The 17,948-nt window shown below is 38.4% G+C and carries 25 protein-coding genes; 7 read left to right on the forward strand and 18 right to left on the reverse strand.

Annotation, left to right across the window (positions count from 1 at the left end; translation table 11 throughout):
* Window positions 1–2: 2 nt before the first annotated feature.
* Together I592_RS11210 and I592_RS11215 are read right to left on the reverse strand one after the other, a co-directional pair.
* The gene (locus I592_RS11210) at window positions 3–290 is read right to left on the reverse strand and encodes a hypothetical protein (protein ID WP_044926235.1); all 288 of its coding nucleotides are present in this window, start codon (window positions 288–290) and stop codon (window positions 3–5) included.
* The gene (locus I592_RS11215) at window positions 268–474 is read right to left on the reverse strand and encodes a hypothetical protein (protein WP_044926237.1); all 207 of its coding nucleotides are present in this window, start codon (window positions 472–474) and stop codon (window positions 268–270) included. Before I592_RS11215 ends, I592_RS11210 begins: the two co-directional genes overlap by 23 nt.
* 502 nt (window positions 475–976) lie before the next feature.
* On the opposite strand from I592_RS11215, the gene I592_RS11225 reads away from it, so the two are divergent.
* Window positions 977–1,282 carry a hypothetical protein gene (locus tag I592_RS11225; RefSeq protein ID WP_010780093.1) on the forward strand — a complete coding sequence of 102 codons (306 nt, stop codon included), beginning with the start codon at window positions 977–979 and terminating at the stop codon, window positions 1,280–1,282.
* A gap of 49 nt (window positions 1,283–1,331) precedes the next feature.
* Here the strand turns inward: I592_RS11225 and I592_RS11230 are convergent, their stop codons facing one another.
* Complete coding sequence (locus tag I592_RS11230; RefSeq protein ID WP_010780092.1) at window positions 1,332–1,541, reverse strand: hypothetical protein; 210 nt, start codon at window positions 1,539–1,541, stop codon at window positions 1,332–1,334.
* A 182-nt stretch (window positions 1,542–1,723) separates the two neighbouring features.
* Window positions 1,724–3,313 carry a DEAD/DEAH box helicase gene (locus tag I592_RS11235; protein WP_010780091.1) on the reverse strand — a complete coding sequence of 530 codons (1,590 nt, stop codon included), beginning with the start codon at window positions 3,311–3,313 and terminating at the stop codon, window positions 1,724–1,726.
* 48 nt (window positions 3,314–3,361) lie between these two features.
* Here I592_RS11235 and I592_RS11240 point away from each other — a divergent pair, with 48 nt between their 5' ends.
* A complete protein-coding gene (locus tag I592_RS11240; protein WP_244265171.1) occupies window positions 3,362–4,171 on the forward strand; it encodes a hypothetical protein in 810 nt (269 codons plus the stop codon).
* Here the strand turns inward: I592_RS11240 and I592_RS21410 are convergent.
* The 11 genes from I592_RS21410 to I592_RS11290 are packed head-to-tail and all read right to left on the reverse strand — an operon-like array spanning window position 4,154 to window position 10,644.
* On the reverse strand, window positions 4,154–4,327 hold the full coding sequence (locus tag I592_RS21410; protein WP_010780089.1) for a hypothetical protein: 174 nt from the start codon (window positions 4,325–4,327) through the stop codon (window positions 4,154–4,156). The genes I592_RS11240 and I592_RS21410 overlap by 18 nt on opposite strands.
* A 12-nt stretch (window positions 4,328–4,339) precedes the next feature.
* Entirely contained in the window at window positions 4,340–5,086 is a 747-nt protein-coding gene (locus I592_RS11245) for a hypothetical protein (RefSeq protein ID WP_010780088.1), read from the reverse strand.
* A gap of 4 nt (window positions 5,087–5,090) precedes the next feature.
* The gene (locus I592_RS11250) at window positions 5,091–5,519 is read right to left on the reverse strand and encodes a hypothetical protein (RefSeq protein ID WP_010780087.1); all 429 of its coding nucleotides are present in this window, start codon (window positions 5,517–5,519) and stop codon (window positions 5,091–5,093) included.
* A 13-nt stretch (window positions 5,520–5,532) separates the two neighbouring features.
* On the reverse strand, window positions 5,533–6,027 hold the full coding sequence (locus I592_RS11255) for a hypothetical protein (RefSeq protein ID WP_010780086.1): 495 nt from the start codon (window positions 6,025–6,027) through the stop codon (window positions 5,533–5,535).
* A gap of 13 nt (window positions 6,028–6,040) precedes the next feature.
* A complete protein-coding gene (locus I592_RS11260; RefSeq protein ID WP_010780085.1) occupies window positions 6,041–7,066 on the reverse strand; it encodes an ATP-binding protein in 1,026 nt (341 codons plus the stop codon).
* Complete coding sequence (locus I592_RS11265; protein ID WP_010780084.1) at window positions 7,066–8,370, reverse strand: AAA family ATPase; 1,305 nt, start codon at window positions 8,368–8,370, stop codon at window positions 7,066–7,068. Before I592_RS11265 ends, I592_RS11260 begins: the two co-directional genes overlap by 1 nt.
* 30 nt (window positions 8,371–8,400) lie before the next feature.
* Entirely contained in the window at window positions 8,401–9,195 is a 795-nt protein-coding gene (locus I592_RS11270) for a hypothetical protein (protein ID WP_010780083.1), read from the reverse strand.
* Between the two features lie 5 nt (window positions 9,196–9,200).
* The gene (locus I592_RS11275; RefSeq protein ID WP_010780082.1) at window positions 9,201–9,383 is read right to left on the reverse strand and encodes a hypothetical protein; all 183 of its coding nucleotides are present in this window, start codon (window positions 9,381–9,383) and stop codon (window positions 9,201–9,203) included.
* Window positions 9,380–9,682 carry a hypothetical protein gene (locus I592_RS11280; protein WP_010780081.1) on the reverse strand — a complete coding sequence of 101 codons (303 nt, stop codon included), beginning with the start codon at window positions 9,680–9,682 and terminating at the stop codon, window positions 9,380–9,382. Before I592_RS11280 ends, I592_RS11275 begins: the two co-directional genes overlap by 4 nt.
* Before the next feature lie 12 nt (window positions 9,683–9,694).
* On the reverse strand, window positions 9,695–10,441 hold the full coding sequence (locus I592_RS11285; protein ID WP_010780080.1) for a Rha family transcriptional regulator: 747 nt from the start codon (window positions 10,439–10,441) through the stop codon (window positions 9,695–9,697).
* 11 nt (window positions 10,442–10,452) lie between these two features.
* Window positions 10,453–10,644, reverse strand: coding sequence for a hypothetical protein (locus tag I592_RS11290; protein ID WP_010780079.1), 192 nt, complete (start codon window positions 10,642–10,644; stop codon window positions 10,453–10,455).
* Window positions 10,645–10,932: 288 nt separating this feature from the next.
* Between I592_RS11290 and I592_RS11295 the strand changes: the two genes are divergently transcribed.
* The 3 genes from I592_RS11295 (at window position 10,933) to I592_RS11305 (ending at window position 13,503) form a co-directional block, all read left to right on the forward strand.
* On the forward strand, window positions 10,933–11,301 hold the full coding sequence (locus tag I592_RS11295) for a helix-turn-helix domain-containing protein (protein ID WP_010780078.1): 369 nt from the start codon (window positions 10,933–10,935) through the stop codon (window positions 11,299–11,301).
* A 14-nt stretch (window positions 11,302–11,315) separates the two neighbouring features.
* Window positions 11,316–12,254 (forward strand): ImmA/IrrE family metallo-endopeptidase, encoded by a 939-nt coding sequence (locus I592_RS11300; RefSeq protein ID WP_010780077.1) that lies wholly within the window; start codon window positions 11,316–11,318, stop codon window positions 12,252–12,254.
* A gap of 109 nt (window positions 12,255–12,363) precedes the next feature.
* Window positions 12,364–13,503, forward strand: a complete 1,140-nt coding sequence (locus tag I592_RS11305; RefSeq protein ID WP_010780076.1) for a tyrosine-type recombinase/integrase — start codon at window positions 12,364–12,366, stop codon at window positions 13,501–13,503.
* Window positions 13,504–13,591: 88 nt separating this feature from the next.
* On the opposite strand, the gene groL is transcribed toward I592_RS11305, so the two are convergent.
* Window positions 13,592–15,220, reverse strand: coding sequence for a chaperonin GroEL (gene groL / locus I592_RS11310; protein WP_010780075.1), 1,629 nt, complete (start codon window positions 15,218–15,220; stop codon window positions 13,592–13,594).
* Window positions 15,221–15,242: 22 nt separating this feature from the next.
* The gene (gene groES / locus I592_RS11315) at window positions 15,243–15,527 is read right to left on the reverse strand and encodes a co-chaperone GroES (protein WP_010780074.1); all 285 of its coding nucleotides are present in this window, start codon (window positions 15,525–15,527) and stop codon (window positions 15,243–15,245) included.
* A gap of 196 nt (window positions 15,528–15,723) precedes the next feature.
* Here groES and I592_RS11320 point away from each other — a divergent pair, with 196 nt between their 5' ends.
* Both I592_RS11320 and I592_RS11325 read left to right on the forward strand, forming a co-directional pair.
* Window positions 15,724–16,368, forward strand: coding sequence for a CPBP family intramembrane glutamic endopeptidase (locus I592_RS11320; protein WP_010780073.1), 645 nt, complete (start codon window positions 15,724–15,726; stop codon window positions 16,366–16,368).
* A 76-nt stretch (window positions 16,369–16,444) separates the two neighbouring features.
* Entirely contained in the window at window positions 16,445–17,065 is a 621-nt protein-coding gene (locus I592_RS11325) for an NAD(P)-dependent oxidoreductase (RefSeq protein WP_010780072.1), read from the forward strand.
* Window positions 17,066–17,107: 42 nt separating this feature from the next.
* On the opposite strand, the gene I592_RS11330 is transcribed toward I592_RS11325, so the two are convergent.
* On the reverse strand, window positions 17,108–17,917 hold the full coding sequence (locus tag I592_RS11330; RefSeq protein WP_010780071.1) for an MBL fold metallo-hydrolase: 810 nt from the start codon (window positions 17,915–17,917) through the stop codon (window positions 17,108–17,110).
* Window positions 17,918–17,948 lie beyond the last annotated feature (31 nt).

Raw genomic sequence — 17,948 nt, forward strand, 5'->3', positions numbered from 1 at the left:
AATTATTGAAAAGTGTTATCAAGAAAAACTTCATGCAACACTATCGCAACTCTGTTTATTTGTTCCTCATCCTGATCATCAATACCAGCTTCATGGAAAATTGCGTGGGTCAGCTCGTGAACGAAAGTTTGATGCTTTTTTTGATCTGACAACTCTTTCCATAATCGAATTTTTGCTTCTTGGTAATCACATTCTCCCCAACGGAAACCTTCACCTTCATTTGGTATATGGTCCACTAATTGGACGTGGTACAATATTCCGCCGACTTTAATCTCCGTAGGTATCTTCAAGTAAATTCACCGGACTTCCTTTTCTAAATACTCCAACTATTGAAATCTCTACTCCTTCTAGAAAATCGTGACGAGCACTTTCTCTCATAACAAGAGCATTTGCATGTTTGTAGCTTTCTGCTTTGATCGGGAAGAGAAATAGTTGCTCTTCTTGGGTTTCAATTAATACATTGTATTCTTCCATTATGTTCATTCCTTTCCTACGTGATTGTGGTCATTATTTGACTTTTTTCTCTTTCTAATTTCTTTTTCATCCTCTTTTTTTTCAAAGTGATAGGTTTTCTTTATTGTCCAAAAATTTAATACATTATTTAGAAAATTGAATCCTTAGTTAGGAGTAATCAATTCATGCCTTATTACTTTCATAGTAAAAGAAGAAACCATAGAGGATATCTTATTATTCATGAACAAACTTGCCCGAATCTCCCCTCCCCTAAATGCAGGGAAAAAATAGGTAGATATCGGAATAAAAAAAATGCTCTTAAAGTAGTAAAGAACTTGCACAAGGGCAAAGGACTTAAATTCAAGTATTGTCAAAAATGCCTAAAGGTCAGCTCGTTAAAGGGTACAGAATAGCATTTAAAATTTCCGACTACTGAAGATATCCAAATTCCTCCATTAACCAATCTTTACATTTACAAAGCAATTTATTAGATTTATTATTAGCATTAAAGGGAGGATTAATAATGAAAAAAATATGCTTTGTATTAAACTTTTGCTCCGGATTAAACTTTACTTCAATGTTTGCCGGACAAGCTCGAAGTTATAACAATGATTTTAAGGATTATTTTTCAAAGTATTATGATGTTTCAACTAACTATACTAGAGATGAATATACAGTTGATTATCTAGTCGTTCCAAAATCATTCCCTACTTTCCATAATGAAAATAATCTTCGAATAATCGAGGTTCCAGCTAACTTGCTTATGAAAAAAGAGTTTAAAAAAATAAAGGATTATATTGACGATTATTTTTCTGATCACTGCTATTGATGCCACAAGACAAAAATCGTTTTAGTATTCCTCCGTGATAGCCCCAGATTTAGGAGCTTTTCATGTGAGAATCAAAACAATTCTCTACTTCTTCACGGATTTGTTCCATCGTTGCTGGCATTTGTACAAACCAAGCGTTAGCACCTAAAATTTCACTAATAACAACATCTTTAGGTACTGATTTCTCATAATTCTTTGGCATTGCTCGAATAAATAGTTTTACTTTACGATCAATATTTTTCCTGTCACATGCTCTCATTTCTTCACCAACTTTTTAGTAAATGGATTTTTTTCAAACAATTCTCCTGATGAAATATTTACAACGATCACAATTCCGTTAACCTCTGCAGAAAAATGAATTTCATCCCATTGGCGATAGTTTTTAAGTCGATAATATCCATACTTTTCTGCGATTTGTCTGATCTTTTATTTGGGCATAGGCTACTCCTCTGTATAGGTACTTGGAGTGATTCCTTGAGGTAGTCTCCAACCATTTGCTGCAATCCGCCCGATCATCTTACTGGCCGATTCAAAGCTCCACGTTCCTACATTGAGAAATCCACGTTGTTCAAGTTGTCTGATTTGTTTAGGTGTAGCTAATCCCTCTACGCGTCGTTTCTCTAAACGTTCAAGCATTTTTGTTGCTTTACCAGCGTTATCAATTTGATCAGGGAGAATTCCCAATTTTTCTAACGTCTTGATTTGTTTGTCAGACGGCGGGGCCATTTCCCATCCAAATGATGGAACATAACTTGATAAATCTTCTGCCTGGATTGACATTTCAAATTGAAGCGGATCAACAAGCTTGCGTTTTCGCTTTCGCATTTCTGCTAACTGCTTCGCCAACGCTTCTTCACGTTCGGAAACAACGTCTTTTTCTGCTTGCACCTCTGCCTCCTCAAGATCGATAGCAAAACCTGTTTCGCTAGATTCTTCGATATTCTCAGTCATTTTCTTAGCGACTTCATCAGTGTTGGCAATTAGATGTGCTGGATGACAAAGCTCGTGTCGTTCTGTATGCCATAAGAAGTCTAATAAAAGAAGCTCCTCTTTTCCTTCATACAGGCGCGTTCCTCGTCCTACCATTTGGCTATAAAGTGATCGGACTTTTGTTGGTCGAAGAACTACAATACAATCGACTGACGGACAATCCCAGCCCTCGGTTAACAGCATCGAATTACAAAGGACATTGTATTTATCATTGTCAAAGTCCTCCAAAATTTCAGCACGATCTTTAGACTCTCCATTAACTTCTGCAGCTCTAAATCCACGATCGTTTAAAATATCACGGAACTTCTTAGAAGTCTTTACTAATGGAAGAAAAATGACGGATTTACGATCCTTACAATGTTTAGCCATCTCGTCTGCAATCTGGTAGAGGTACGGATCAAGTGCAGTTCCTAAATCCTTGGTAGAGAAGTCGCCTGCTTGTTGCTTAACTGCAGACAAGTCTAATTTCAATGGTAAAGTCAGAGCCTTAATCGGTGATAGGTAACCTTCTTTGATTGCCTGTGGTAATGAATATTCATAGGCTAAGCTTTCGAAGTAGGAGCCCAAATTTCGCATATCTCCACGGTCAGGCGTTGCAGTAACACCTAATACATTGGCGTCTTCAAAGTGCTGCAGAACTCGTTGGTAGCCATCACTAATACAGTGGTGAGCTTCATCAACTACAATTGTGTCAAAAAAATTAGGTGGAAATTGTGATAAGCGTTTTTCTCGCATTAATGTTTGAACAGATCCGACGACTACTCTGAAAAAACTTCCGATACTAGTTTGGTCTGCTTTTTCGGTTGCAGTTTTAAGTCCTGTGGACTTTTGTAGCTTGTCAGAAGCTTGGTCCAGTAATTCACCGCGATGAGCGAGGACGAGCACGCGCTCGCCCTTTTTCACTCGATCCTCGATGACCTTACTGAATACGATTGTCTTTCCGCATCCGGTGGGGAGAACTAAAAGGGTTCGTTTCTTCTCATTTTTCCACTCCTGCTGGATGGCTTCTCGTGCTTCTTGCTGATAAGGTCTAAGTTGCATAGTTTTTTCCTTTCTTTATTGTTATAATTAAAAAAACTACTGTTAAGGATGAAAAAGATGGGACAATATGAGTTACGGAAAGAGGCAGTTGCACTCTTAAAAAAAATTGATACTAATAGAGACAACTACATCATTATTCATTACGCTTGTGAGAACTTTAAACTAGGTCAAACAATATCCGCTGTCGCAGTAAGACAATTTAGAGATGGTCAAACCCAGTCATTCTCATTAAACAAAACGGCTCAAACAATGGGGATTTCTACCAAAGAAATTCCTTCTCAGATAGAAACTATTGAACGAAAAATGTTAGATGATTTTTTCAAATATGTTGAATCTCACAAAACTTATAATTGGATTCATTGGAATATGAGCTCTGATAATTTTGGTTTTAAAGGCTTAGAACATCGATATGAAGTTTTACAGGGAACCCCTGTTATAATTGATGACTCAAGAAAGATTAATTTGTCACATTTATTTATAGAGCTATATGACAAAGGTTACGCTGCCCATCCACGTTTAGAAAACTTAATGGAAATGAACTACATCGCTCCAAAAGATCTTTTCCCAGGATTTATCGATGAACCAGATGAACTTGATGAAACTGATCTTCTTCACAAAGGTAGATATAAAGAAATACAAATCTCATGTTTAAGAAAAGTTGATGTTTTTTCAAATTTTTTAAACCTGGCTATAGACGACACTCTTATTGTTAAAACACCAAAGCATAAAAGATATGGTTTAACTATAAGAGGCCGGCTAGCTGCATTAAATGAGTACATTTGGTTTAAGCCAATAACGTATTTTATTACTTTTCTTATTGGTTACTTTCTTGAGAAATTTTTAGATACTTTTTTTTGATTCTAGTATTTTTTCTTCAAAAAAGTGTATTGCCTCATCAATATCTTTTGTCGTTATGGGAAAGCTACCTTTAAATAGATTTTTGACCTCTATTAGAGCTGCTAGTTTTAAATAATTAGCTTTGGCAGAGGTTTCTTTATGCTCTTGTTCAATCATAATGATTCTCCCTTACGCTAAAATAGTGACTCGCTTTGATTCAACTTCTTCACTAAGTTGTTCTTTTAAATATTCCCGAATGTTCACAATCGCTTGATTTCTCCAAGCCCCACCATCTGCTTCAAAGATCGCACCGCGTGGTCCATCTTTCATACGGAAGATGAATTGACTTTCTGGTTGTTCAACTTCTAAGAAGGTACGGTATGGGGCAAGTATCACTGGATTTGGCACTTTCACATCCGCTTTTGATGCAACCCCCTGATTGATAGTGACTGCTTGACTCACACCGTCGTCTCCAGTTTTCTTAACATTTTCCTCTGAAATATTCCCAATAACTTGAAGTAAAATCTGACGATCGCTGTTAAGGACAAATTTTGATTGCAAAGCAATGTTGAACTCCTCTGTATCCATGAAATAGTTAAAATCGAATTTGGGAATGATTGCTTGTGCTACTGCCAATTTTTCACGACTGCCATCTCCTGCAATCAAACCCTTTAAATAAACAGCAGATTCATTTTTCACATGAATGATTAGAGATTCATCCTGACGATCCAGATTAGATTGAACATATTTGACAAAACCTGATAGTGTATTCAACATCAATGGTTCTTCTGCATTAAAAACTTTCGGATAAATTTCCTCTACATTCCCCGCAGTGTTTACTGCAAATAGGCGATCATCTTCCATTTCCACTAGTCGTTCGTGTGGTTTTGTTTCCATTTCAGTCATAAATTTGATTGCATCTTTAGTTAAGTCCATTTAATTATCCTCTTTTCTTTTGTAGGTCGATAATTTGTTGGTTCTTCGCTTCTTCTTTTTCGATGACATCGATTGGTTGTCCAACATCTGTTTTTGGTTGACCTGTGTCAGTATCAATATATGTTTGCCCTGGTACTTCAGATTTCAATTCATGCGCTTCAACTTTGCCTGTTGTTAGGTCTTTACCGGTTAATACGGTAGTGGCTACTCCTTCAACCGGTGCTAATTTCGTTGTAAAGTCACTAGATAAAGAGATAACTTTTCGGGTTTCATCCGGCTTAAATTCAAGTTTGATAGTTACGCCTCGCTTAGCAGTGGCTGCAGTATTTGGATCATGAATATTGGCAAATACTTTTTGTAGCTCGCCGTCCAATTTTTCTTGGACGGCGCCATTCGCTAACTCTGATAATTGAAGATCAATCGGTTTTTCCATTTATAAATTCCTCCTAAAATGCTCCTGGTTGAAATCCGCCTTGTTGCTGCGTTTGTTGTGCTACGACACCGTTATTTGCTGCTGGCGCTAAATATTCATCAATTTGATTGTTTTCGCCCGGAGACCCATCTTTTTTGGTGTATTTATTAACTTTCAATTTCGCATTACCTCGACTACCAACCACATTCCCCCAATTAGGTGCGAACGGTTGACCGATGACCGGAGCTTGACCAATACCAGTAAAGAATTGAGTAAGTTTCCACTGCCATTTTTTTACCATGTACAAACGATCAAAAACTTTCGTCGTCCCTTCTGCACCAGTGAACTCCATTTCAATCTCGGCGTAAGGTGTGCCATTTTGAATCTTAGTAGAATTTCCATCATAGATTTTCCGTTCAAATCCAGTTACCGTAAATGGATATTCTCCATCGGGAAATAGTGTGAATGTACTCTCTTCGGCATTAAAACTGTCGCCCCATCCAATAAATTCGTTTTCTTCGTTGTTCATTTAAAATATCCTCCTAAAACTTTCTTATTTGTGTATTTAAAAGGTTCATTGCCTTATCCCAATTTGAAGATAAGTAGCCCCATAAATCCTGTGGAATGTTCTCAAGTGGTGTATCTGCGGGCATGAAACCGCCTTGGTAGATAACTTGCATGATTTCATCAACGCTGATTTGATCTGTCATCATTAGATCAGCTACCGCACGCGGAACAATCGCCGGAATTTCTTCGTTACGTTCTGGTGCAAAATTAGTTTCCGGTTGAACAGTTTGATTTTGTGTAGGTTCAACAGGTTGCTTCGGTTCAATAGTTTGCGTCGATTGAGGTGTGCTTACTTCATTAAAGGCTTGAGCAATCTGTGCGTAATCGAACGGTAATTCATCCGCTAAACCGATTCGATTTTTTGCGTCCCAAGCTGGTCGATGGGTCGTATACATCATCCGTTGACCGCCAGTAGCTTTCTTGCTATTTGTTTTACTATCGGTAATCACAGTTGTTTTGTAGTTAGCAAAGAGAACCATATCCGCCCACTCTTTGACTAAAGGAGCTGCTTTCTTTTCGAGTTTTAATTCATATCGATCGAATGCTCCCATTTCATCGGGTTCTTCTTTTTTACGCAGCATTGCATGAGCAGTAACAACTACATTGATACCTAAATCAATAACTTCACTGAGCCTATTTAGTAAGGTTCCCATTTGTTCCGCTAATGCTACGAACTTTTTCCCATAACCTTCTGAATCAATGGCATTCCAACCATTTGTAGCCATTAAGTGACGTTTGCATAAATCTTCGGCCCAATCCATTGTGTCGATGACTAATGTCTGACAAGGCTTATTTTGCTTCACAAAATCGACTTGTTGCATTAACATTTCCCAACTAGTTGGTCTAGGAAATCGTTTAACATCCATGTGTAACGTAGAATCCTCCGTATCAATAAACAAGGGATGTGCAAACTGACTAGCAAAAGTTGATTTACCAATTCCCTCTACACCATACAAGACTACCTTTTGTGCTTTGGGTACTTTCCCAGTTATAATTTCCATTAAAACGCTGCTCCTTTCCATGTTGAATTATTCGGTACTTCATTTATTGGTTCGATTGTTTCATTTTTGATCGCATAACCATCTTCGATGACGATTTCGCATTCATCCCCCGTAGATACTCGAGTAGCGATGCCTTGCAAGTTCTCTTGCTCTAACCAGGTACCGAATTCTTCCAATGAGTTCATGTCCATCTGTTCCAATTTATCCAATAGAATAAATCCGCAGTCTGGTTTCAATTTACGAACAATTGCCGTCGATACTTTTAACTGATCAGAGCCGCTCATGTTGTCCCACTGTTGGCCGTTATAGATCAATTCGCCATCTTTCACAGATAATCCCGGCAACGGTAACTCTGCTTTATCTAGTAGCTCCGCTTTTTGGTTACGGATTTCGTCAATGGTTGCGGTTAATTGATCATATTGATTGCGGTACTCTGCAGCATCTTCTTCGGCCTTATCCTTATCAAGATTCACACGAACACGGCGATTGATTTCATCGATTTCAGCAATATTACTTTCAAGTTCAGTGGTTGATTCATCTTGTAAGTCTTTAGCTGATTTCTGAGCCGTTTCTAGGTCTAACGATGTCTGATTATGTTTTGTTTCTAGTTCTAATAACTGCTGACGCATATTTTCGATCTGTTGGTGTTCCATTTCAAAACGTTGGCTAATTTCATTGACTTGCTGCCGTTTACGCTGATTTTCACCATTGCGTGCTAATATTTCCTGTTGTTGTGCCACTAACTCTGTGATGGAAACTAGTTCTTTTGGTGCATCAGGATAATACTGCATTTCTTTTGCGAACTTTTCTTTTTGATCTTTGATCTGACCAATTGTGTGACGCTTGTTGTATTCTTCTGTTTCAGCACGCTCTAATTCAAATAGTTGACCACCAACCCCAATAATTTGTAACAAAGTCTGCGCTTTTTCTTTAGAAGTCGAATCCATAAATTTCGGTAAGTTAATTGCTAACTCTTCGACGAAACTATTTAATAAACTCTGTCCTCCTTTTTGTCCGCTGGGATCAGTGATTTTCAGATCTGAATTCTTCCCTTTGCGTTCAACAATCAATCCATTATTCATAGTTATACTAAGATGTGGGGGTGTCATCGAACCTTCACGATGAGCTTGACTAGGCTTGAACTTGTTCCCACCTAACGTCCAAGCAATCGCATCAAGTACGCTAGTTTTCCCTTGATTATTGTTTCCACCTACAATTGTTAGCCCGTTGGGCGTAGGTTCAATCTTGACGGCTTTCACCCGCTTGACGTTTTCAATCTCAAGCTTGTTGATTTTCATTGCCATATGCTTTACACTCTCCTTAGATAAACGTTTTTATTTGCTTACTTCGGGTGCGACCGAGGTAGGCTTTTTTTGTGCGATCAATTGGCCATCTTTTGAGAAATACTGCTCTGATCGGTGGCCATTAATAATTGTTGTCGTCAGTATCAACGTAACTTCACGTGATTCAACGGTGAATGACGGTTGTATCAATTCTTTCATGGTTGATTCCTCCTTCTTCTTAGGAATATGTGCAAAACGAGCATCGTTAAATCGATTCATTGATTCTTTCGCCTTTATACTAGTTGTTCCCTTTTTCGGCTTTTCTAATACCCCCTCTTTCCTTAAACGATTAATTTTTCCAACGATTTGTTCAAATGTTCGATTACATAGTCGGCCGAGTTCTGCATGATTACAGCAAAATCCATTTTCATCAAAATTAATATTTACCAATAAAATATCTACTTCTTTTTGAGTCCAATTTCTCTGAACGGCTGTCTGTCTCAGCTTTCCAATTTTTTTCATTCGTGCAATTCGACCTGCTATAGATTGTCCCGAACGATCAAGGCTATCTCCTATCTCTTTATAAGTCGCACCTTTTTTGTACATCGCAATAATTCTTTTATCGTCATTTTCAGTAAATCTTCGACCTCTAGGATCAAACGATTTACTAAAGTCAGTTGGCGGAAACTGCCCATCTCTACGTAATTTATATATTTTTACATCTACTGACTTTGCTGATCGCCCTAGCTTTTTCGCTAACTGTTCGACATTCAACACAACATTAGTCTCCGCAAGCAAAGCGTTCTTCTTTAAATATTGAATCTCTTTAGTAGTCCAGTTTTTCACAGAAATCACCTCCCGTTAGCTCTGCTTCGCAGATCAAACTCAAATTCCTCAGTCAACAGGAGATTCCCTCCCACACCAGCAATGAGTAATATTTTGATCCATACCGGTATGAATCCAGTAGTTGCGGCACCAACTCCAATCATGGCCATAAGAAGAGTTAAACGTCGTATCCAATAGATTTTTTTCATGCCGATCTCTCCTTTAAAACTTCTTTTGGTGATACTTTTTTAGTCCTATATTTGTTCTCATCTTTCCATCGTAGAAACCAGATGAATGTATGGACATGAATGAAAGTCGTAGAATGACCGGGTTTAAGAATCCCTTCTTTGAATTCTTCGATATCTTCCATTTCTTTGCAGTAGTCGATTAATGTTGTTTTAGACATTCCGTGGAACATTTTTAAAATTAAGCCCTGTCGATACCAATCATCAGGATCTGCAACCTTTTCAGCCGATTCAATCAACTGTTTTAAAGTAGGCTTCTTCATGACTTCCACCTCCTAAAAATTGTCGTTCCATACTTTATGTTTGATCGCAAAATCCTTCACTACGGATAAGTAAATTTCGACCAATTTCTTATCATCTGCAATTGCATCAACTTGATTCAACTTGTCACGTTTGGATTTGCACACACCTTCATCAGCCATGCGACGACGCTTATTGGTTACACGCTGAGAAAGGTTCGCTCCTGCTCGACGTTCTACTTCTTTGTAAATTTCGTTACGAACAGTTCTATGAGCTTCCCCACCACCTTGGACACGTACAACCTGATTCACTAACGAATTGGCATTTTTTCGCCAATCACGTGTGTTCAACGATACTATCTCTGACACGCTGTCGATTTTCGTTTCTAACTGCTTAGTAGCCAGTTCCTGTGAAGCTAACTGATTGACTACACTATTCATGAATTGAAGTTCCGGACTAAGATTAGACGTATCTAATTGCTGCTTGAGGTGACTCTCCATTTGATTAAAACGTTCAATATAAGCGACCGCGAATTGTGTTCCTTTTGCTCCAGTCATTCGTGTGCTGTATAACTCGCATCCTTTTTTTGTGCAATCAAAGCAAGGTAATTCCTTATTTTGAGAATTGAAATACGTTGATTCAATGAAATAATTGGACAGCGCAATTTTGCTCTCTCCTAATTGATTGATGATATTTCGAATATCACGTAGCACCTCTTTGTGATCACGCTTGACCATCCCTGCTACTTCCACACTGTTAATTGTTTGTTCAAGTTGATTCATTCGGTTTCCTCCTATCTAATTTTGTAAAAGTCGATAATAGCCAAAAGTGTTTCGTGGGCTTTTCTACTTTGATTCTTACCGGATAAGTAATCGTTTAAATCTTGTCTCGGAAGATTGAAATATGTCGCTACACTGATTAACGAAATACCTTTTTGTTCAAAATAGTCTCGAATCTTTTGACGACTTACTGCTGTGTCAGGCATGGTGTCCCCTCCTTTCTTACTTAAATTGTAAGTTGATTACACAGAAAGTATAAATATCCATTGACTTTATTGACCCATTCGGATACTATAAGGGTATAGAAAATAAGCCACAACATCACACTTAATTTCTGCAAAGAGTCGCCAAACAAAATGCAATACAATGTGATTTTTGGTTTGCAATCTATAAAATTAACTTACAAGAAGAGTATAACCCGATTGGGTAATTATTTCAATGGTTTAATTGCCTTTTTGTAGACTTTTTTTGTAAAAAACTAGGAGAATGCCTTTATGACAACGTTTAATAGAATCCAACTCTTAGCCAAACAGCAAGGAAAAAGCCTAAAACAATTAGCTAGGGAATTAAATTTCGGAGAAAGCACTATCTATAAATGGAAAACTCAATCACCTAAAATGGAATATCTCATTAAAGTAGCAGAAAAATTAAATACAACAACGGATTTTCTTCTCGGAAAAACTGACAATCCAAATACTAAAGAAACTCTTTTAAATGAGGAAGAGAATGATCTACTAGCCGCTTTCCGTCTTGAGAGTGAAGACTTAACTGATGAGGAAAAGAAAAAATTTAACAACTCCCTAAAAGGAATGATGAAAGTTGCTCGCGGATTGCTGAATGATGATTCTAAATGGAAGGAATAGTGTGGTGACAGCCTATGACCAAATTCGAATATCAACATGTTTTTTCTGACGAATATAATGAATATCTAAAAAAAGCAGAAGAATTACTCTTTGCTATATCGATTCAGTTTAATAAGTCCATTGATAAGCTTCGGTATGATGACATAATCAATTATTTCCGAATCAATTTTAATGTATACTTTGCATTTTTTGAAGCTGATCCAACAGAATTGTATGGAGACGAAGGATGGCCCAAGACTCAGCCTGACAGTTCTTGGATTAAATACAAAGATACGATTCAAGGCTCTGACTTTTGCTTTTTAGATTCAGAAATTGTAGATCGAATCTCTGGTGTCACTATTCCTGAAGGCAACCGTACTCTTATCTTAATTAATCAGGATCGTGTTTATCCTAGAATCGTGTTTACAATTTTGCATGAACTATGTCACTTTTATTTTCATATAAGAGATAAAGACAAGAAACAAGCATTCGTTTCGCTAACAAATGATCAGATTGATGGTCAATACTCTGAGGAACTAATTCCTTTTGAGAACGAAGCGAATATTATCGGTTCTATTCTTTTTTGCCCAGGAGAGCGTCTTGAATACATGTTAGTTAAAAAATATACATTTAAGGACTTGTGCCGAAACACTGGTATGAGTGAGCCGGCTATGCATAATAGATTACTTAATTATATTGAGCATGCTTTGAGATTACCTTTTCGATTAGCATTAAATTATGTATTGAAATTCCGAGCCGAAGATCCCAAAACACGTCAAATCCTTAGATATAAGGTTCAACAGCAAATTGATCAACGAGCTGCAAACAAAGAAACTGAAACTTTAATCAAAATTCAATCCGCATATGTTGACAAGTTAAAGGACAGTAGTTTTTGGGGAGAGATTGTTGAAGAATTAGGTTTTTCTGATGACCAAATAGACAATTCTGAAGATGATGATTTTCCGAATATATAAAAAACACGATCCCACCCCGCCAAGAGTTAGATCGTGTTGAAATAAGTTACCTATGGGTATAGGCTTATTTAGTTGTACCTATTATACCAAATGATAGGAGGAAATAACAATGTGGGTTGAACAAACCAAAGACGGCCGATTCAAATATATTGAGCGCTACACTGATCCCTATACCGAAAAGACTCGTAAGAAGTCCACCACTCTTACTAGTGAATCGCCGCAAGCTTGGAAGAAAGCTCAGAAAATTATAGATAAGAAAATTCAAACTGCCCTTGAGGATTACGATAAATCCGACATTTCTTTTGGAAAGCTTTATGCAGAATGGTTTAAATACTATAAGCAACACGTAAAGCGGACCAGCTATCTGAAGGTTCCACTAATGATGAAACACGTTTCGAAACATATCAGCGACGACACGATCGTCCGGAACATTGACGAATCCCTTATTTATAAAATTATCGAGGATATGTATACGTTTGGTGAATTGTCGTTAAACTATACAAAGCAAACAAAGACAACACTATCTGTCATGCTTAATTATGCGGTGGAAAAAAATTACATTACACGAAATCCCGCCTTGTCTGTTAAAATTCAACCAAAAAAAGTCGAAGAAGATAAGAGAAAACTCGCTATGGATAAGAAATATCTGGAGAAAGAAGAAATCGACAAAATACTAAAACAGCTTTACTCAAATCCACGCAGAAAGCTCCACGGTATTATTGCAGAATTTTTGTACTTAACTGGCTTGAGGTACGGGGAATTAATAGCGTTACAAATGAAGGACTATAAAGATGGAACAATATCCATTAACGGCACATTAGATTATTCCTTTGTCAAAATGGACGATGCTGTGAAGACGACACCTAAAAATTCTTATTCACGTCGCGAGGTTCAATTGTCTGATCGTGCCAAGGAATTAATCGATGAACTCATCGCCGACAACATCCTTTCTGGTAGAGGGAATGAAGCCGAGGACTACATTTTTGTCTCTTCGAACGATACTCCTCTGACTCTGCATGCATTCAACGCTGTACTTCATAAAGTAGAAGAAGAATTAGAGTTAGAGAAGAGTTTATCCTCGCATATTTTTAGGCATAGCCACGTTTCGCTGCTATCCGAGCTAGGCGTTCCTTTGAAAGCGATCATGGAGCGGGTAGGGCATTCTGATGCGAATACGACACTGTCAATTTACAATCACGTAACCAAAAAGTCAAAGCAGCAAGTCATAGACAAACTAAACAGCCTTTGATATTCCTGCCCCTTCCTTGCCCCTTTAGTATAGAATCTAATACAAAAAGAAGAAAGAACCCTTATAATAAAGGGCTCTTTCAGTGTTTTTACATCATGCCGCCCATCATTGATGGGTCCATTGCTGGTGCAGCGCCTGCTCCACCTTCAACAGGTTTATCAGCAACAACTGCTTCTGTTGTTAATAACAATGCAGAAACAGAGGCCGCATTTTGTAATGCTGAACGCGTTACTTTTGTTGGGTCAACGATACCAGCATCGATCATATTTACATAGTCACCAGATGCTGCGTTGAATCCTGTACCTTGATCCGCATTTTTTAATTTATCAATAACGACTGAGCCTTCGAATCCAGCATTTTCAGCGATTTGACGAACAGGCTCTTCCAATGCACGAACGACGATCTTGATCCCTGTAGCTACATCGCCCTCAGCATCTAAATCAGAAACTTTCTTGATGACGTTCACTAATGCTGTACCCCCACCAGAAACGATTCCTTCTTCAACAGCCGCACGAGTAGAGTTCAGCGCGTCTTCGATACGTAATTTCAATTCTTTTAATTCTGTTTCAGTCGCCGCACCAACTTTAACCACGGCCACTCCGCCAGCAAGTTTAGCCAAGCGTTCTTGCAATTTTTCACGATCGAAGTCAGACGTTGTTTCGCCGATTTGGCGTTTGATCATTTCAACACGATCTGTTAACGCTGCTTTGTCGCCTGAACCTTCAACGATCGTTGTATTGTCTTTGTCGACAACGACTTTACCAGCAGTCCCTAAGTTTTCGATCGTTGCTTCTTTCAAGTCCAGACCAAGATCTTCTGTGATCACTGTAGCGCCCGTTAAGATCGCGATATCTTCAAGCATTGCTTTACGACGATCGCCAAAACCAGGAGCTTTTACTGCTACAACATTGAATGTTCCACGAATCTTGTTCAAGACTAATGTTGGTAATGCTTCTCCGTCTACATCATCAGCAATAATCAATAATGAACGAGATTGTTGCAAGACTTGTTCTAACAATGGCAAGATGTCTTGGATGTTAGAGATCTTCTTGTCTGTAATTAAGATGTATGGATTTTCTAAAGAAGCTTCCATTTTATCGTTGTCTGTTACCATATATTGAGATAAGTAGCCGCGATCAAATTGCATTCCTTCAACGACATCTAACTCAGTATCGATCCCTTTAGATTCTTCGATCGTAATAACGCCGTCGTTACCAACTTTTTCCATTGCCTCAGCAATTAGTTTACCGACTTCTTCGCTGCCTGAAGAAACAGCAGCAACTTGTGCAATTGCATCTTTTGAATCAACGACTTTAGAAATACTGTGCAATTCTTCAACTGCTGTTTTTGTTGCTAATTCGATTCCGCGACGAATGCCCATTGGATTTGCGCCTGCAGTAACGTTCTTCAATCCTTCACGAACGATTGCTTGTGTAAGGACTGTTGCTGTTGTAGTTCCGTCACCAGCGATGTCGTTTGTTTTAGATGCGACTTCAGAAACAAGCTTTGCGCCCATGTTTTCAAAATGATCTTCTAATTCGATGTCTTTTGCGATAGTCACACCATCATTTGTAATCAAAGGAGAACCGTAAGATTTCTCTAAAACGACATTACGTCCTTTTGGTCCTAATGTTACTTTTACTGTATCTGCTAATTTGTCTACTCCGCGAAGCATTGCTGCACGTGCATCTTCAGAAAATTTAATATCTTTTGCCATGATTCTTTCACCTCATTATTTTTTATTCAACGATTGCCATAATATCTTTTGCAGCGATAATCAAGAATTCACTGCCGTCATATTTTACTTCTGTACCTGCATATTTTTCAAACATTACCATATCACCAACAGCTACTGGCATTGGACTCTTTTGACCGTTTTCCAGCACATTGCCTTCACCGACAGCTACGACTTTAGCAGTTTGTGGTTTTTCTTTTGCTGCAGAAGCTAAGACTAGGCCTCCAACTGTTTTTTCTTCTTCTTGAGTAACTTCAAGAATGACACGATCACCTAATGGTTTTAACACGATAAATCCCTCCAACTAGTAATGAATTTTCAAGTCGTTAGCACTCGATAGATAAGAGTGCTAACTCACAATTCTTATCATACCATTTTTGTTTCTTTTTGCAAGTCCTTCGTTTCTTTTTTTGATTTTTCCTGCACTAAGTTTTTTGAGAACTATGGTATACTTGGGAACAATAAATGGTTAGAAAGGAAGTTCAATGAACGAAAAAAAATATAGTTTCATTACGATTTTTACTTATGGATTGGTGCTGTTTTCACCTTTGATTTTCCAACGCGTACTCCAAGCAAATTCTTCACAACTCATTCAGTTAACAACGCTCGCTTATTTTCTTGGCGCAGCTTTGATGGTTGTTTATCGTTTTAAATCAAACATCTTCGGATTAGAAGGTACGCGAAAAAGTGTACTGATCTCCATTTTAATTGGTATTTTGGGTGTCCCTGCTTCCCTGCTCTTGCAAATGGTCATTTTACAAATTGAGCAGCGCTTCTTGGGACAATCGATTGCTTCACAGAATACACAAAATATCGTTCAACTGATCATGAACAATATGATTTTTATCCTGGCGACAACTATCGCCGGCCCAATCATGGAAGAATTTGTTTTTCGTCGTGCAATTTTTGGTTCGCTAGAAAAGAGATTCGGCTTTTTCCTGCCGGCACTTCTCAGCTCTGTCCTTTTTGCCTTTGCTCACAACGATGGGCATTATCTGCTATATGCAGGTTTAGGGTTCCTTTTCTGTGGAATGTATCGCTATAGCGGACGCATTTGGACTTCTATGATTACCCATGTTGGGATGAATCTGCTCGTTATTTTGACCCAGCTTGCCCTACACGCTAATTAAATCTGAAACGAATCTTTTGCCTTTTTATAAAAACCTCCTTAGACTGAATGTACAATCACTCTAAGGAGGTTTTTTAATGAAGGTAGCGATTATTGGTGCAACAGGACACGCCGGCTCTATGATTTTAGAAGAAGCGCTTGATCGTGGGCTCGCTGTTACAGCCATTGTCCGTCATCCTGAAAATCTGAAGGTACATGTGCCCATTTTGGTCAAGGACCTTTTCGAGCTTACAAAAAAGGATGTCGAATTTTTTGATGTAGTCATTGACGCATTTCGCCCGCCGATCGGACAAGAGGAGATGCATCAAACATCTTTAAAACATCTCAGTGATCTTTTACGTGGAACGGATACACGCTTGATCGTTGTAGGGGGAACCTCTTCCTTATTTATTGATGAAACACAACGCATGATCGATGTCTCTGATCCAAAGGCAGTGTATTATCCCACTGCTTATAATATGTACCAAGCATTTCTAGAATTAAAAGCAACCCAACAGCTAAGCTGGACCTATATAAGCCCGGCTGCAAATTTTGTACCTGATGGTTTACGGACTGGAAAGTATCAGATCAGTGATGATCATCTAAAAAAGAACTCACAAGGTAAGAGTGAGATCAGCATGGCAGATTATGCAATTGCCCTGATCGATGAAGTGATCGAACCAAGACACTTGAACCAACATTTTAGCGTATATAGCTGATCAAAAAATGGCAAGCCTGCAAAAAGCAAGCTTGCCATTTTTTTAGATTGCGAATAATTCTGTCGCGCTATCTGGATCAGTATCAAAGATTTGGAACTGATGGTTTACACCTAGATCATACCGCGTCAAGGTCTCTTCCATCGTCATATGAGCGAGTTCCTTCATATTGTTCTCTCTACTTAAATGTCCTAAATAGATGCGTTTTGTACGATCACCAAGAATATCGGTCATCACTAGCGCGCCATCATCATTAGACAGGTGGCCGCGATCGCCAAGGATTCGTTGTTTTAAACTCCATGGATAGGCACCCATACGCAACATCTCTAAATCATGATTGCTTTCGACCAAGTATGCGTCTGCATCGCGAATCGTCCCTCGGACATGTTCACTAGCATAACCTGTATCTGTCAACATGACAAATGAATGACCATCTTTATAGAAGCGATAAAATTGAGGTGCTGCCGCATCATGAGAAACACCGAAACTTTCGATATCCAAATCACCGAAAGTCAGCACCTTCCCCATCTCGAAGATATGCTGTTGTTCAACATCAACCTTTCCGATCAGCGGAGACATCGCTTCCCACGTTTTCTCATTCGCATAAACAGGTAATTTATATTTTCTTGCAAGAACTCCGACACCATGGATATGATCTCGGTGTTCATGAGTCACTAAGATCGCATCTAAATCTTCAGGTTTTCGATCGACCTCTGCTAATAACGAAGTGATTTTTTTCCCGCTCAACCCAGCATCGACCAAAATTCTTTTTTGCGGACTTTCTAAGTACAAAGAATTTCCTGTACTTCCGCTAGCTAAAATGCTGATATTGAAGGCGTTATTCATTTCTAACATGAGCAATTGGTCCTCTCTTTTAAAACTGTCC

It is taken from the genome of Enterococcus gilvus ATCC BAA-350, assembly GCF_000407545.1.
In the GTDB taxonomy this organism is placed as follows: Bacteria; Bacillota; Bacilli; order Lactobacillales; family Enterococcaceae; genus Enterococcus_A; species Enterococcus_A gilvus.

Coding starts and splice junctions, on each gene's coding strand:
- I592_RS11265 (WP_010780084.1), bottom strand. CDS start 8,370: ATGGCAATGAAAATCAACAAGCTTGAGATTGAAAACGTCAAGCGGGTG.
- I592_RS11215 (WP_044926237.1), bottom strand. CDS start 474: ATGGAAGAATACAATGTATTAATTGAAACCCAAGAAGAGCAACTATTT.
- I592_RS11235 (WP_010780091.1), bottom strand. CDS start 3,313: ATGCAACTTAGACCTTATCAGCAAGAAGCACGAGAAGCCATCCAGCAG.
- I592_RS11245 (WP_010780088.1), bottom strand. CDS start 5,086: ATGGACTTAACTAAAGATGCAATCAAATTTATGACTGAAATGGAAACA.
- I592_RS11295 (WP_010780078.1), top strand. CDS start 10,933: ATGACAACGTTTAATAGAATCCAACTCTTAGCCAAACAGCAAGGAAAA.
- I592_RS11305 (WP_010780076.1), top strand. CDS start 12,364: ATGTGGGTTGAACAAACCAAAGACGGCCGATTCAAATATATTGAGCGC.
- I592_RS11330 (WP_010780071.1), bottom strand. CDS start 17,917: ATGTTAGAAATGAATAACGCCTTCAATATCAGCATTTTAGCTAGCGGA.
- I592_RS11280 (WP_010780081.1), bottom strand. CDS start 9,682: ATGAAGAAGCCTACTTTAAAACAGTTGATTGAATCGGCTGAAAAGGTT.
- I592_RS11285 (WP_010780080.1), bottom strand. CDS start 10,441: ATGAATCAACTTGAACAAACAATTAACAGTGTGGAAGTAGCAGGGATG.
- I592_RS11240 (WP_244265171.1), top strand. CDS start 3,362: ATGAAAAAGATGGGACAATATGAGTTACGGAAAGAGGCAGTTGCACTC.
- I592_RS11225 (WP_010780093.1), top strand. CDS start 977: ATGAAAAAAATATGCTTTGTATTAAACTTTTGCTCCGGATTAAACTTT.
- I592_RS11230 (WP_010780092.1), bottom strand. CDS start 1,541: ATGAGAGCATGTGACAGGAAAAATATTGATCGTAAAGTAAAACTATTT.
- I592_RS11260 (WP_010780085.1), bottom strand. CDS start 7,066: ATGGAAATTATAACTGGGAAAGTACCCAAAGCACAAAAGGTAGTCTTG.
- I592_RS11250 (WP_010780087.1), bottom strand. CDS start 5,519: ATGGAAAAACCGATTGATCTTCAATTATCAGAGTTAGCGAATGGCGCC.
- I592_RS21410 (WP_010780089.1), bottom strand. CDS start 4,327: ATGATTGAACAAGAGCATAAAGAAACCTCTGCCAAAGCTAATTATTTA.
- groL (WP_010780075.1), bottom strand. CDS start 15,220: ATGGCAAAAGATATTAAATTTTCTGAAGATGCACGTGCAGCAATGCTT.
- I592_RS11300 (WP_010780077.1), top strand. CDS start 11,316: ATGACCAAATTCGAATATCAACATGTTTTTTCTGACGAATATAATGAA.
- I592_RS11275 (WP_010780082.1), bottom strand. CDS start 9,383: ATGAAAAAAATCTATTGGATACGACGTTTAACTCTTCTTATGGCCATG.
- I592_RS11320 (WP_010780073.1), top strand. CDS start 15,724: ATGAACGAAAAAAAATATAGTTTCATTACGATTTTTACTTATGGATTG.
- I592_RS11290 (WP_010780079.1), bottom strand. CDS start 10,644: ATGCCTGACACAGCAGTAAGTCGTCAAAAGATTCGAGACTATTTTGAA.
- I592_RS11255 (WP_010780086.1), bottom strand. CDS start 6,027: ATGAACAACGAAGAAAACGAATTTATTGGATGGGGCGACAGTTTTAAT.
- I592_RS11325 (WP_010780072.1), top strand. CDS start 16,445: ATGAAGGTAGCGATTATTGGTGCAACAGGACACGCCGGCTCTATGATT.